Source organism: Flavobacterium sp. 270 (assembly GCF_004368785.1).
Taxonomy (GTDB): Bacteria; Bacteroidota; Bacteroidia; order Flavobacteriales; family Flavobacteriaceae; genus Flavobacterium.
Genome location: NZ_SODM01000007.1, coordinates 167,713 through 181,755 on the forward strand (window position 1 = coordinate 167,713; position 14,043 = coordinate 181,755).

12 protein-coding genes are annotated in these 14,043 nt (G+C 35.3%); 7 read left to right on the forward strand and 5 right to left on the reverse strand.

Features of this window, described 5'->3' with window-relative positions:
- The 6 genes from EV144_RS22045 to EV144_RS22070 all read left to right on the forward strand — a co-directional run bounded on the left by EV144_RS22045 (nt 1) and on the right by EV144_RS22070 (nt 5,855).
- On the forward strand, nt 1-1,320 hold the full coding sequence (locus EV144_RS22045) for a GntP family permease (protein ID WP_134151297.1): 1,320 nt from the start codon (nt 1-3) through the stop codon (nt 1,318-1,320).
- Between the two features lie 4 nt (nt 1,321-1,324).
- The gene (locus EV144_RS22050; RefSeq protein WP_134151298.1) at nt 1,325-1,792 is read left to right on the forward strand and encodes a RidA family protein; all 468 of its coding nucleotides are present in this window, start codon (nt 1,325-1,327) and stop codon (nt 1,790-1,792) included.
- Between the two features lie 162 nt (nt 1,793-1,954).
- Nucleotides 1,955-2,986, forward strand: a complete 1,032-nt coding sequence (locus tag EV144_RS22055; RefSeq protein ID WP_134151299.1) for a sugar kinase — start codon at nt 1,955-1,957, stop codon at nt 2,984-2,986.
- Between the two features lie 17 nt (nt 2,987-3,003).
- Nucleotides 3,004-3,651: a bifunctional 4-hydroxy-2-oxoglutarate aldolase/2-dehydro-3-deoxy-phosphogluconate aldolase gene (locus EV144_RS22060; RefSeq protein WP_134151300.1), complete on the forward strand. Its 648-nt coding sequence runs from the start codon at nt 3,004-3,006 to the stop codon at nt 3,649-3,651.
- 3 nt (nt 3,652-3,654) lie between these two features.
- Nucleotides 3,655-4,770, forward strand: a complete 1,116-nt coding sequence (locus EV144_RS22065) for a D-TA family PLP-dependent enzyme (RefSeq protein ID WP_134151301.1) — start codon at nt 3,655-3,657, stop codon at nt 4,768-4,770.
- A gap of 14 nt (nt 4,771-4,784) precedes the next feature.
- Nucleotides 4,785-5,855 (forward strand): dipeptidase, encoded by a 1,071-nt coding sequence (locus EV144_RS22070; RefSeq protein WP_134151302.1) that lies wholly within the window; start codon nt 4,785-4,787, stop codon nt 5,853-5,855.
- On the opposite strand, the gene EV144_RS22075 is transcribed toward EV144_RS22070, so the two are convergent.
- Nucleotides 5,852-6,628 carry a DeoR/GlpR family DNA-binding transcription regulator gene (locus tag EV144_RS22075; RefSeq protein ID WP_134151303.1) on the reverse strand — a complete coding sequence of 259 codons (777 nt, stop codon included), beginning with the start codon at nt 6,626-6,628 and terminating at the stop codon, nt 5,852-5,854. The genes EV144_RS22070 and EV144_RS22075 overlap by 4 nt on opposite strands.
- 189 nt (nt 6,629-6,817) lie before the next feature.
- Between EV144_RS22075 and EV144_RS22080 the strand changes: the two genes are divergently transcribed.
- Nucleotides 6,818-9,121, forward strand: coding sequence for a family 20 glycosylhydrolase (locus EV144_RS22080; RefSeq protein WP_134151304.1), 2,304 nt, complete (start codon nt 6,818-6,820; stop codon nt 9,119-9,121).
- 51 nt (nt 9,122-9,172) lie between these two features.
- Here the strand turns inward: EV144_RS22080 and EV144_RS22085 are convergent, their stop codons facing one another.
- The 4 genes from EV144_RS22085 to EV144_RS22100 form a co-directional block, all read right to left on the reverse strand.
- Nucleotides 9,173-10,177: a hypothetical protein gene (locus EV144_RS22085; RefSeq protein WP_134151305.1), complete on the reverse strand. Its 1,005-nt coding sequence runs from the start codon at nt 10,175-10,177 to the stop codon at nt 9,173-9,175.
- 101 nt (nt 10,178-10,278) lie between these two features.
- Nucleotides 10,279-11,025 carry a succinate dehydrogenase/fumarate reductase iron-sulfur subunit gene (locus EV144_RS22090; RefSeq protein WP_134151306.1) on the reverse strand — a complete coding sequence of 249 codons (747 nt, stop codon included), beginning with the start codon at nt 11,023-11,025 and terminating at the stop codon, nt 10,279-10,281.
- A gap of 86 nt (nt 11,026-11,111) precedes the next feature.
- Nucleotides 11,112-13,112: a fumarate reductase/succinate dehydrogenase flavoprotein subunit gene (locus EV144_RS22095; protein WP_134151307.1), complete on the reverse strand. Its 2,001-nt coding sequence runs from the start codon at nt 13,110-13,112 to the stop codon at nt 11,112-11,114.
- Nucleotides 13,113-13,123: 11 nt separating this feature from the next.
- On the reverse strand, nt 13,124-13,789 hold the full coding sequence (locus EV144_RS22100; RefSeq protein WP_134151308.1) for a succinate dehydrogenase cytochrome b subunit: 666 nt from the start codon (nt 13,787-13,789) through the stop codon (nt 13,124-13,126).
- Nucleotides 13,790-14,043 lie beyond the last annotated feature (254 nt).

Here is a 14,043-nt window from a genome sequence, read left to right on the forward strand (position 1 = left end):
ATGAGCATTTTAATTCTTACTGCATGCATTGCGTTTTTGATCCTGCAAATAGCGTGGTTTAAAATCAATCCTTTTATTGCATTCATTATAACAGCTTTATTAGCAGGTCTATTTTTAGGCCTGCCGATAGATACTGTATCGCAAACGGTACAAAAAGGTTTAGGCGAAATGCTGGGTTCAATAACGTTGATTATCGTTTTCGGAACCTGCATTGGTAAACTTACCGTTTCGTCTGGCGCCGCCAATGTGATTGCAAAAACGGTTATGGGATGGACGGGCAAAAAATACGTTCGATTGGGATTAATGATTACCGGATTTATTGTTGGGATTCCGCTTTTTTATAGTGTTGGATTTGTCTTGTTAGTACCTTTGATTTTCTCTGTAGCCCATCAATTTAAATTATCAAAAGTATATTTGGGAATCCCAATGCTGGCGTCGCTTTCTGTAGCGCATGGTTTTTTGCCTCCTCACCCATCACCAATGGCATTAAGCAGTATTTTGAATGCTGATATCGGACTTGTTTTAGTTTACGGAATTATTATCGCTGTTCCGACTATTTTTATCGCGGGTTTATTGTTTTCGAATTTGCTGAAAAACATTAAAACAGAATCTAATCATGAAATTTTAAATGTAGAAGAAATTGCTAATGAAGGTAAACTTCCGAGTTTTGCTATTAGTTTATTTTCTGCCTTATTTCCGGTTTTCGGTCTAACGCTGACTTCATTACTGCCTTTAATTTCATCAAACGAAACCTTAATCAATATTTGCAAAACAGTTGGCGAGCCAAGTATGATTATGTTGATTTCTTTATTGATCTGTACGTACACTTTAGGAATCAGAATGAACAGAAGCATTACAGTAATAATGGATGATTATGCAATTGCAATCAAAGATGTTGCTTTAATTGTTTTGATTGTCGGCGGAGCCGGAGGCCTAAAAGAAGTAATGATTGTAAGCGGTGTAAACGAAATTATTGTTTCGACTTTAACGCAAACCAACATTCATCCTTATTTATTGGCGTGGATAATGGCGGCAATAATTCGCATTTGTGTGGGTTCTGCAACCGCCGCAGGTTTAATGACTGCCAGCGTTTTATTACCTTTACTAAAATCTAACGGACTCGACCCCAATTTGTTAGTTCTGGCCGTTGGCGCCGGAAGCTTAATGTGCTCACATGTAAACGATCCGGGTTTTTGGATGTTTAAGGAATATTTTAATATCAGCCTAAAAGATACTTTTAAATCATGGACGGTCATGGAATCTCTAGTATCGGTTTTAGGAATTGTTTTCGTTTTTATTTTAAACTCAATTATACATTAATATCATGAATTTATTACCACAAGAAAAATTTGAAACTTTAGGTTTATCATTGCCGCCGGCTCCACAGCCACTTGGCATTTACAAACCTTATTTAGTTGATGGTAAATATTTATACCTGTCTGGACACGGGCCTGTTAACGATGACAAATCTTTAATTATTGGCAGAATTGGCGACGATATGGATATCGAAGAAGGTAAACTCGCCGCAAGACAAGTCGGCTTGACGATGCTTTCTACAATTGTAACCAATTTTGAAAGTTTGAACAAAGTCAAAAGAGTCATAAAAGTCCTTGGAATGGTAAATTGCAACGGCGACTTTTTAAGACATCCTTATGTAATCAACGGTTGCAGTGAATTGTTTGCTGAAGTCTGGGGACAAGAAAACGGAATCGGAGTAAGAAGCGCCGTAGGAATGGGTTCTTTACCGGACAACATCCCCGTAGAAGTCGAAGCTATTTTTGAATTATGGTAAAAAAGGTTGCCACGAATTGCACGAATTACACGAATTTTTAGTTATGCCACAGATTACACAGATTAAAAGGATTTCTCTAACGAATTCATTAAAAAAATTCGTGCAATTCGTGTAATTCGTGGCAAAAAAAAAAACAATTTCGTGGCAACAAAACAACAAAATATGAATACAAATACACCACAAACAAGAATCGCAACTTTTGGAGAATTATTACTTCGAATGAGCGTTAATGGCGGTTACCGATTTACACAGGCGAATGAAATGCAAGTGCATGTTGGCGGTGCCGAAGCCAATGTTTGTGTTTTACTTTCGCAATTAGGAATTCAAACCGATTATATTACCCGTTTGCCTCAAAATGATTTGGCACAACTGGCAATAAACGAACTTCAAAAACACAAAGTAAACACTTCAAACTGTGTTTATGGCGGAGAACGTTTAGGATTATATTTTGTAGAATCCGGAAATCAAATTAGACAATCTCAGGTTATTTACGACCGTAGCAATTCTTCTTTTGCCACTATGAAAAAAAATGAAATCGATTGGAATATTGTACTAAAAGAAGCAACCCATTTTCATTGGTCTGGAATAAGTCCGGGAGTTTCTTATGAAGCCAGTTTGGTTTGCAAAGAAGCCATTTTAGCAGCGCACAAAAAAGGAATTTCCATTTCTTCCGATTTTAATTTCAGATCCAAATTATGGCAATACGGAAAACATCCGTCAGAAATAATGCCCGATTTATTGCAGCACAGTACCATAACAGTTGCAGATTTAGATGCCGTAGAAATTTATTTCGGAATAAAAACGGATAAAAAAGATTCAGATGCAGATCGTTTTCAGAGAACATTCGAATTATTAAAAACAAAAATGCCTTTTCTAAAAACCCTAGCGATGAGTTTTAGAAAATCAGATGGGCCGGCGCATTTATACAAAGGTCTGCTTATGCATGAAGGCAGTTTTTATGAAACCCAGGAAAACAAAATACATTTAGTAACCGACCAAATTGGTTCCGGCGATGCTTTTACAGCAGGTTTACTTTATGGACTTTCTAATACATTTTCTGGTCAGGATTGTATCAATTGGGCAACCGCCTGCGGTGTAATCAAACAAAGTATTCCCGGAGATTTTGCCATTAGCAATCCAGCCGAAATCAGTCATTTTATTCAAAACGGCTCAAGCAATAGAATTAATAGATAAATTATCCCCAAATAATTATGTACAGCATTTTAAAAACCCAAGGCGTACTTCCGTTAGTAACTCAAATCAACATTCAAACTGCCGAAATCGTATTGAAATCAGCTGCAGCAACTGGCATTAAAATAATTGAATTTGCAGCACGCGCAGACGATGCAAAGGAAGTTTTTAGCCAAATGATTGCGTTTAGAAATGCTAATAATTTGAATATAAAAATAGCCGTTGGATCTATTTTAACGGTAAACGATGCTGAAGTCTACCATCAATTAGGTGCAGACTGCATTATTTGTCCGCATACCGATTTAGAAATTGGTAATTATTGCTTTAAAAATAATATTTACTGGATTCCCGGCGCCGCAACTTTAAATGAAATATTACACGCCAACAAACTAGGTGCAGAAATCGTTAAATTATTTCCTGCTGATAAAATTGGCGGGCCAGGATATGTAAAAGCCTTAAAAGCTCCTTTTCCGAATTTAAAATTAATGCCAACCGGCGGTGTAACTTTAGAAGAAAGCAATTTAAAATCCTGGTTTAAATCTGGGGTTGTCTGCGTAGGAGTTGGGTCTAATTTATTTTCGAAAGAAATGCTGGCACAATTAACGTATGAAGAATCTATTGCTGCTTTTCAGCATTTAATTGAAGCGGTGGAAAAAACAAGAAACTAAATTATGGAAAAAAATTGGTGGGAAATTAATCCCGAAACTCTTGTCGACACTCCTTTTTTAGCGGTTTACGAAGATCGTTTGCAATACAATATCGAACATCTTATTGTTTCTGTAAAAGGTAACGTTGAAAAATTACGCCCACATATTAAGACACATAAAATTGGCGAAATATTGGAGTTGTTTAAAGTTTACAACATCAATAAAGTAAAATGCGCGACAATCGCAGAGGCAGAACTCAGCGCAATGCATCAAATCCCAGATATTCTTTTGGCGTATCAGCCAATTGGTTTTAAAAAAGAAAGATGGATTTCGCTGATTCAACAATACCCGAATTGTAGTTTTTCGACAATCGTTGATAATGTAGAAGCGGTTAAATCTTTAAATGAAACTGCAAAAAGAAATGATTTGACACTTTCAGTTTTTCTCGATTTAAATACGGGAATGGACAGAACAGGAATCTCAATTTCTGAAGATTGGACAACTTTAGGGGAAGCTATAATAGAATTAGAAAACATTCATTTTGCCGGAATTCATATTTACGACGGACATTTAAAAGGTGATGTTGAAACACGAAAAGCAAAAGCTTCTGAAGCTTTTTCAATCATCAATCAAAAATTAAAAAGCATCCAGCCAAAATTAAATTACGAATTAAAAATCGTTGCTGGCGGTTCCAACACCTTTCCGTTTTATGCAGAACAGGAAAATGTGGAATGCAGTCCGGGAACTTTTGTCTTTTGGGATGGCAATTACGGAGCAAATTTACCCGAACAAAAATTTAAACCTGCAGCTGTACTTGTCGGCACAGTAATTTCTAAACCAACAAGATCAACTTTTTGTATTGATATTGGTTATAAAGCCGTTGCTTCAGAAAACCCAATCGATAAAAGATTAGTGATTTTGAATGATGAAAATCTGATTCCGATTTCGCATTCAGAAGAACATTTAATTATAGAAAATCGGGGCGAAAATCAATATCAAATTGGCGATACTATTTATGCGCTTCCCTATCACGTCTGCCCTACCTGCGCACTTTACGATGCGGTTCAGGTTGTAAATGCAGCGCACCAAATCTGCGATCAATGGAATGTTGCGGCACGAAGCAGAAAAATTAATATTTAAAATTTAAGTCCACTATGTTTATAATAGACGCCCATTTAGACCTGAGCATGAATGCGATGGAATGGAACCGAGATTTAAGAAATGATGTAAAAACGTTACGCCATTTAGAAAAAGGAATGACCGACAAACCAGATCGCGAACGCGCTACGGTTTCGTTTCCTGATTTAAGAAAAGGTAATATTGGCATTGTGGTTGCCACACAGATTGCACGTTTTGTAAAACCGGGCAGTATAATTCCGGGTTGGAATTCTCCAGAACAAGCCTGGGCGCAAACGCAAGGCCAACTTACTTGGTATAAAACGATGGAAGAGGCCGGGGAAATGTTTCAGATTACAGATAAAAAATCGCTTCAAAAGCAAATTGATTTATGGAATGACGGAACGCCAAATGATAAAAAACCGATTGGTTATATTTTAAGTTTAGAAGGCGCCGATTCTATTATTGATATCTCATATCTGGAAAAAGCATACAATTATGGTTTACGAGCGATTGGCCCTGCACATTACGGCCCCGGACGTTACGCAAACGGAACAGATGCAACGGGAAAAATGAATCAAAACGGTCTTGATTTATTAAGAGAGATGGAACGTTTGAATATCATTTTGGATGCAACTCATTTATGCGATGATGCTTTTTGGCAGGCTTTAGATCATTATAACGGTCCGGTTTGGGCAAGTCATAACAATTGCAGAAGTCTTGTAGATCATAACAGACAATACAGCGATGAAATGATAAAAGTTTTAATTTCGAGAGGAGCGGTTATTGGCGGTGCTTTAGATGCGTGGATGCTGGTTCCAAATTGGGAAAGAGGCGTTTCGACACCTTTAGGAACAAATTGTAATCTGGAAACGGTTTTTAAACACATGGATCATATTTGCCAATTGGCCGGAAATGCAAATCATATTGGCGTGGGTTCAGATTTGGATGGCGCTTTTGGTACAGAACAAGGTCCGTACGATTTAGATACGATTGCCGATTTACAAAAATTGGTGTTGATTTTTAAAAACAACGGTTATTCTGATGAAGACTTAAAAAATATCTTTCACCAGAACTGGATTAATTTTTTAATGAAAAACTGGGATTAGATAAAAACTAAACTTGGAACTGCCTTTTTATACGATTGTAATTTTTCGTGACCCGGATCAACTTCGGTAACAACATAATCAACTTCGGATAAATTGGCGATTTTCATTTTTAGAACCGTGTCTAATTTTTCAGAAATAGTTAGAATGGCTGTTTTTTCAGAAGCCTGAATCATTGCTTTTTTTACCTGAACCGTTTCCCAGTCAGAATCTGAGAAACCGCCTTCGATATCTAAAGCATTGGTTCCTAAAATCAATAAGTCAACTTTTATGTTTGCCAATTGATTGTAAACATCACCGCTCACGCACATTTGACTGTATGAAGAAATACTGCCGCCAATCATGATGATTTTGACATTTGGTTTGTCCAAAAGTTCAACCGCAGACAAAACGGTAACCGTAAAAATAGTAAGATTTAAATCATTCGGAATTAAACGGATAAACTCTCTAATTGTAGTTCCGCCGCCAATTAATAAAACCATACCATCATGAAGAAGTCCTAAAGTTTTTTGCGCAATAATCTGTTTAGCTTCGCCGGCATACGTTTGATTTGATGAAGAATGATGGTACGCTTTTGTCATCGCACCGCCTTTTACTTTTATCAATAATGAATCAGATTCCAACTCATTTATATCGCGTCTTACCGTATCTTCTGAAACAAATAATTTAGCCGAAAGCGTTTCAAAACTTACACGAGTATGCAAGTTGATCTCTTTTAAAATAAGATTTTTACGTTCTTCCTTAGTATAATTTACTACTTCATTATCATTATTCATGCGAATTGATTTTTTTGAACAAATGTAATCAAATAATGCAATATTATTGCGTAACAAAAAATAACATACTGTAATAAAAAAGTTAATTAGCCTATTATAAAGACCTTTACACATTAGCCTATTTTGCATATTTTTTGCAAAAAATAATCGTAAAATATACATTTGTTTACCGTCAAACAGAAATAAACCATGAAAAAAAGCATTCTATTTCTATTGTTATTTTGTTATTCTATCGGAAATGCACAATCTATTTCTGAGAACAATTCTATAATTCCTGCGCCAAATTTTTATAAAGCAACCGGAGACAGCATTCGCTTAAGCGGACAAATAAAAGTTGTTTTTGAAAATAATAAATACAGCGCCAAAGAACTTAAAACAGCGCAATTTTTTGAAGCAGCCGTAAACGGAAATCTTCCATCAAAAAAAGGTTCGGTCGAAGTAAAATTTATTGCTAAAAATCCTTCTTCAACTTTAAATAAAGAAGCTTATTCTATACATACTTCATCCAAAAAAATCATTGTAACAGGTTCTGAAGAAGGATTATTTTATGCCGTGCAGAGTTTATTGCAAATGCTGCCGAACAGACCTGAAAAAAAAGAAATAAAATTGCCTTGTGTAACGATTGAAGACACGCCACGATACGCTTACCGCGGATTACATCTTGATGTTTGCCGTCACTTTTTCTCTGTTGCTGTTATAAAAGATTTTATCGCACAAATGTCAAGCTATAAATTAAACAACTTTCACTGGCACTTAACCGATGATCAAGGATGGAGAATTGAAATAAAAAAATATCCAAAATTAACTGAAGTTGGATCGAAAAGAGCACAGACTTTAGTGGGCAATAAATTTGAAAGATTTCCGCAGGTTTTTGACGGAAATCCTTATGGAGGATTTTATACTCAGGAAGAAATCAAAGATGTTGTAAAATTTGCCGAAGAGCATTATGTAAACATAATTCCGGAAATCGAAATGCCGGGTCACGCAACCGCGGCAGTTACAGCATATCCTAATTTATCTTGTTTTCCAGAAAGAAAATATGAAGTTGTAGAAAAATGGGGTGTTTTTGAAGATATTTTTTGCGCGGGAAAAGAAGAAACTTTTACTTTTTTAGAAGATGTTTTAACTGAAGTTATGGCTTTATTTCCAAGCAAGTACATTCATATTGGCGGAGATGAATGTCCGAAAACAAGATGGAAAGAGTGTCCAAACTGCCAGAAAAGAATTGCTTCTTTAGGTTTAAAAAACGAACATGAATTACAAAGTTATTTAACAACCCGAATCGAAAAATTCTTAAATGCAAACGGTAGACAAATTCTGGGTTGGGATGAAATGCTGGAAGGCGGACTTGCACCCAACGCAGCTGTAATGTCATGGCGTGGCGAAGCAGGAGGAATAAGTGCCGCAAAACAGAAACATTTTGTAATCATGAATCCGGAGCAGGTCTTGTATTTGGATTATAATCAAGGTTATTCTCCACAGGAACCTTTAACAATTGGAAGATTAACTACGGTTGAAAAGATATACAACTACAACCCTACTCCCGTTGATAGTTTAACGATCGATGAACAAAAATACATTATGGGTGTTCAATCTAATCTTTGGTCGGAATATTTGACAAGTCCAGCCAAATTAAATTATATGCTTTATCCGCGGTTATTTGCTTTGGCAGAAATTGCATGGACTGAACCTCAAAACAAAAACTATAATTCTTTTATTTTAAACAGAATTCCAAATCAATTAGAAAAATTAGATTTACAAAAAAGATTGTATAAAGTTCCAAGTCCGTTTGGTTCTAATGAAACCGCATTAATTGCATCAAAATATGTTTTAGATTTAAAACCTACGATTAAAAACGGACAGATTTTTTATACTATAGACGGTTATAATCCAGACGAAACTGCGGAACTTTACACTAAACCAGTAACCATAAATATTCCGAAAGGAGAATATCGAATTATAAAAATTGTTCAAATCAATTCGGGCGGAAGAAGAAGTTCTATCAGTAAAATACTCGTTAGAAATCCAGATTTAAAATCGGCTTTATTTCTAAAACCAACCAAACAGGGTTTAAAATATGATTATTATACGGGAACTTTATTGCAGCAAGTGCAGGATTTAGAATTAATAAAACCTGTTAATTCTGGTATTTTTGAAGGAATGATAAGCAGTGAAAAATGGAAATCAAAAACAGAGCGTTATATTGGCTTAAAATTCAACGGATACATCTACATTCCCGAAACGGCAAATTACACGATTTCGACGCTTTCAGACGACGGATCAAAGCTTTTTATTGATGATGAATTAATCGTAAACAATGACAACATTCATTGGCTTAATGAAGCTTACGGAGCCGTAAAACTTGAAAAAGGGTTTCATAGAATCAACATCAGTTATTTTGACCAGATTGGTGGAACTACTTTAAATTGTTTTATCCAGCAGGAAGGAAAAGAAAAACAAGAAATAAGTGCTTCGCAATTCTATTATGAATAAGAGTAAAAAAAGCATCAGCGGTGGGCTGATGCTTTTTTATTATTGAAAAATCTATTTAGAAATTGCTTTACTTATATTTTTAAAATCACTATCTTCTAAATTATATTCAAAGCCTCCATCATAAATGTAATAAACCGGATCACCGGTTTTGGCATTAACAACTGCCAGACATTTACTTCCGCTTATACGTACATGTCGCAAATAGAATATTTCTTCATTATTAATAATCTTCTTTTCCAGATTTTCATCGCTAATAAACTGATATTTATACTTATACTCTTGGAATATTTTTTTAAGATCTTCTTCATCTCTAAGTTTTTCAGTTCCTTTCCATGGATTAAATCGCAGCATATAAGCCTCTGGAATATAGAGTGTATTATCTTTTAGATTTTTAATTTCTGGTGTAGCAAGATTATCATAAAGACCAAAATGTTCCCCTTTACTGATAATTTTGTTTATCTGCTGAAAGTAATTTTTCAGCATTCCCAAATTAGTATTTGTAAAATTTTGTTCCGTATACATTCTATCATAAATATCACCATAATCCACGGCATCTCTCGCATCTAATAAGAATTTACCCTTAATAGAAAGTGGAATTCTTGCTATATTAATCGAATTTTCATTAAAAAGTTCATTCAATTTTCTATTGAATTTTTTATCGTCTGGTTTTAGTTTATTAAATCCTTTATCGAATTTTTCTTTATCAAAAATTCGTATGGTAAAATCGGTTTTAAATGTAACATCTTTTCCTTGTGAATATAGATATCCAAAGATTTTTGCAATTGAATATGTACCATCTTTATAATCAGCAATATTAAAATCCTTAAAGTCAACAATCTTATAAGGCGTAACAGTCCAGACTTCTTTCAACATTTTTTCGTAATCTTCTTTTTTGTTTAATTGAGGTAAAACAAAAATTGTAGTTGTACTTTTAAATTTTTCTAACTCTCCTTTTTTAAATTCTTCATTTGCTCCTCTGTAAGAAGAAGTTACAGCAACTTGCGAATAATTTTTTATGCTTAAAACAAGCATCATAACAAGTAAAATTCTTTTCATTTAAATTGTTTTGGGTTAATTTGTGATTAAAAATAGCGCAAAAAAAACGCATTCAAAACAAATTGAATGCGTTTTTTCTATTTAAAACTAATTGGAATTACTTATCCTTTTAAGCTTGCAGATAAATACTCACGGTTCATACGTGCGATATTTTCAAGAGAAATTCCTTTAGGACATTCTACTTCACAAGCTCCAGTGTTAGTACAGTTACCAAAACCTTCGTGATCCATTTGGTGAACCATGTTTAAAACACGGTCAACCGCTTCTACCTGACCTTGAGGCAATAAAGCATATTGAGATACTTTTGCTGCTACGAATAACATTGCAGATGAGTTTTTACAAGTTGCAACGCAAGCTCCACAACCAATACAAGCTGCAGCATCAAAAGATTTATCTGCATCGTGTTTGTTTACCGGAATTGTATTAGCATCAATTGTATTTCCTGAAGTATTTACCGAGATAAATCCTCCTGCATGCTGAATTCTGTCAAAAGAACTTCTGTCTACAACTAAATCTTTAATTACAGGGAAAGCTTTTGCTCTAAATGGCTCGATAAAAATCGTATCACCATCTTTAAACATACGCATGTGTAATTGGCAAGTTGTAACTCCTCTGTCTGGTCCGTGTGCTTCTCCGTTGATGAATAATGAACACATTCCGCAGATTCCTTCACGACAATCGTGGTCAAAAGCTACAGGCTCTTCTCCTTTATTGATTAATTGTTCGTTAAGAACATCAAGCATTTCAAGGAAAGACATATCTGGTTCAATTCCATCAATAGGATATTCAACTATCCCTCCTTTATCTTGGGCGTTTTTCTGACGCCATATTTTTAATGTAAGTTTCATACTGTTTTAGTTTGAAAGTTTCTAAGTCCTAAGTCTTAACCTGATTGACATTGTCTTTTCAGCTTATGACTTTGGTCTCTAAACTATTATTTATAACTACGTTGTACCAATTTAATATTTTCGTAAATCAATGGTTCTTTGTGTAATACGGCATCGCTTGGTTTTCCTTTGTATTCCCAAGCTGCAACGTATGCAAAATTCTCATCATCACGAAGTGCTTCTCCTTCTTCTGTTTGGTATTCCTCACGGAAGTGACCTCCACAAGATTCATTACGGTGTAAAGCATCTTTTGCGAACAATTCTCCCAATTCTAAGAAATCGGCAACACGAGTTGCTTTCTCTAATTCCTGATTAAATTCGTTAGCGCTTCCTGGTACTTTTACGTCTTTATAAAACTCTTCGCGTAAAGCAGCAATTTCTTCGATAGCTTCAGTCAAACCTTGAGCATTACGAGCCATACCTACTTTATCCCACATGATTTTTCCTAATTTTTTATGGAAATAATCTACAGAATGAGTTCCTTTATTATTGATAAATCTATCGATTTGATCTTTTACATTTTTCTCTGCTTCTACGAATTCTGGCAAATCTGTAGAAATTTCACCCATTTTAATATCCGGAGCCAAATAATCTCCAATAGTATAAGGTAATACGAAATATCCATCAGCTAAACCTTGCATCAAAGCAGAAGCTCCAAGTCTGTTTGCTCCGTGATCTGAGAAGTTAGATTCTCCGATTGAGAAACATCCAGGAATTGTAGTCATTAAGTTATAATCAACCCAAGTTCCACCCATTGTGTAGTGAACCGCTGGGTAAATCATCATTGGCGTTACATAAGGATCTTCGTCAACGATTTTTAAGTACATCTGGAATAAGTTTCCGTATTTACTTTTTACGATATCAGTTCCTAATTTCGTTACTAAAGCTGCATCATTTGCATCTAAACCTTTTACGTAAGCTTCTTCAGTTCCGTAACGTTTGATCGCTGCTGCGAAATCTAAGTAAACAGCTTCTCCAGTTTTGTTAACACCAAAACCAGCATCACATCTTTCTTTTGCAGCACGAGACGCAACGTCACGCGGCACTAAGTTACCAAAAGCTGGATATCTTCTTTCTAAGAAATAATCTCTTTCTTCTTCAGATAAATCTGTTGCTTTTTTCTTTCCTTCACGAATTGCTTTTGCATCTTCTTGTTTTGCAGGAACCCAAATACGACCGTCATTACGTAAAGATTCAGACATCAAAGTCAGTTTTGACTGGTGATCTCCAGAAACCGGGATACATGTTGGGTGAATTTGTGTGTAGCAAGGGTTTGCGAAAAACGCTCCTTTTTTATGAATTTTCCAAGCTGCTGTTGCGTTAGATCCCATAGCATTTGTTGAAAGGAAAAATACGTTTCCGTATCCTCCAGAACCAACTACTACGGCGTGAGCAGAATGTCTTTCTATTTCTCCTGTAACTAAGTTACGAGCGATAATTCCTCTTGCTTTTCCGTCTACGATTACTAAATCCAGCATTTCGTGACGGTTGTACATTTTTACTTTACCACGACCAATCTGACGGTTCATTGCAGAATAAGCTCCTAACAATAATTGTTGTCCTGTTTGTCCTTGTGCGTAGAATGTACGAGAAACCAAAGTTCCTCCAAATGAACGGTTATCCAAAAGTCCGCCATATTCACGAGCCAATGGCACACCTTGAGCCACACACTGGTCGATAATATTTGCAGAAACTTCTGCCAAACGGTGTACGTTTGCTTCACGGGCACGGTAATCTCCACCTTTTACAGTATCATAAAATAATCTGTAAACAGAGTCACCATCACCTTTATAGTTTTTTGCTGCATTGATACCACCTTGTGCTGCAATAGAGTGCGCACGTCTTGGTGAATCCTGAAAGCAAAATGCTTTTACGTTATATCCTAATTCAGCTAATGTAGCTGCAGCAGAACCTCCAGCTAAACCTGTACCAACGATAATAATATCTAAGTTACGTTTGTTAGCAGGGTTTACTAAATTAATATGATCTTTATAATTTGTCCATTTGTCCGATATTGGACCATTTGGGATTTTTGAATCTAATGCCATTATAATTGATATTAATTATTGAAATGATGAAAAAGTGCGATAATCACAAAAGCTGCAGGAACCACAACTGCGAATCCATAACCAACTTTTGATAAAAATCTTGAATATTTGTTGTGCATTCCCATAGATTGTAGAGAAGATGCAAACCCGTGCCATAAGTGAAATCCTAAAAGGACAAAAGAAATACAGTATAAACCTGTACGGATCGGATCGTGAAATTTGTGAACTAACTCACCATAATATCTTGTAGCATCTGGCGCTGTCCCTGCTACATATTTATAGCTTAATTCAGGAAACCAGAAATCATAAAAGTGCAATCCTAAGAAAGCCAAAATAACCAATCCAGAAATAATCATATTTCTAGAACTCCAAGAAGCGTTTGCCGCTCCATTATACTTTGCGTACGAAATTGGTCTTGCTGCGCTGTTTTGAGCAGTAAGTACAAATCCCATTACGAAGTGCAAAATTACTCCGAATGCCAAAACTGGCTGCATTACATATTGTATCAGCGGATTGTAACCCATAAAATGAGAGACTTCGTTAAAAACGGTTTCACTCAAAATAGAAATAAAATTTAAGGTAACATGCAGCGCTAAAAACGTGATTAAGAATATTCCCGAAAGAGCCATAGCCACTTTCTTTAAGATGGAAGCATTCAACTGTGCAGATTGTGCCATAATTGTTTAAGTAGTTTGTTTTAAAAAATTATACAAAAATAACGCAAATACAAATGAACTACAACCATTTCGTTGTTATTTATAATGATTTTAAAAAAGACTACGTATACGTATTTTTACGTACAAAAAAACAATAGAAACCGAATTATTTTATTATAAAAAAAATCAAAAACATAATTAAATCTCATTTTCAACACGATAATTCAATTCTCAGGAGAAGCCAAAAGTTTATCATATTACTATTTTATTTAAAG